1 pseudogene is annotated in these 827 nt (G+C 67.7%); it reads right to left on the bottom strand.

What is annotated here, in order from left to right:
* Nucleotides 1-771, bottom strand: a pseudogene (locus tag HGG74_RS20925) (IS701 family transposase); the annotation flags it as partial.
* Nucleotides 772-827 lie beyond the last annotated feature (56 nt).

The raw sequence follows: 827 nt of genomic DNA, 5'->3' as shown, positions 1-827 counted from the left end.
GCGGCCGGGGCCCGCGCCCGGTGTAGTCCATCAATGCCGGCACGGCCTCTTCGGGATGGAGGCTGGTCGAGGACATCACCGCGACCACGTAAGGGATGCCCCGGCCGGTCAGCGCGGAGCGGAACCGGCTGATCTGGCCGTATCCCGCGTCCGCGCAGACCAGGGGCGGCTGCTGTCCCCGGACAGCGAGTTCGTCGAGCATGTCCAGGGCCAGTTCCCACTTGGCCCGGTGCCGTACCGTGTCCGGGATCCGCGCCCTCTGCCGGCGTGCCCGGATCCGTTCGGCGTCCCTGTCCGTCTCCGCGCAGGCATCGTTCCAGGACTCGGGCAGGAACAGGCGACAGTTCAGCGGGCACGACGCAGCGTCGGTGACGGCATTGACGGACACCGCGATCTGGCAGTTACCGATCCTGCCCAGGGTCCCCGAATACTGCCGGGCCACCCCCGGCGAGGCGGAACCGTCCTTGGCGAACCCGGTGTCGTCGATGACCCAGGCGTCGGGCCGGACCAGGTCCACGGCCCTGGCTGCCAGGACCGCCCGCACCGGCTCGACCGGCCAGAACGAGGAGGATACGAACTGCTGCAGCTGCTGGTAATCGACTCCGAGGCGTTCGCCCATCGGCTGCATCGACTTGCGCTTCCCGTCAAGCATCAGCCCCTGCAGATACAAACCGCCCTTGCCCGCTGGTCCTTCCGCGGCAGGGACGCAAGCGCCTCCTCCACGAATCCATCCAGCAGTTCACGGATCCGGGCCATCTCATGGGAACGCATACCCCGAAATTAACGCTGCCGGCACGCCAACAACAGACCTAACGAATCCCTACTAG

The sequence above is a fragment of the Arthrobacter mobilis genome (assembly GCF_012395835.1).
Taxonomy (GTDB): Bacteria; Actinomycetota; Actinomycetes; order Actinomycetales; family Micrococcaceae; genus Crystallibacter; species Crystallibacter mobilis.
Note: the sequence above shows the minus strand (reverse complement) of the source record. Positions and strands in the feature narration are given on the sequence as shown.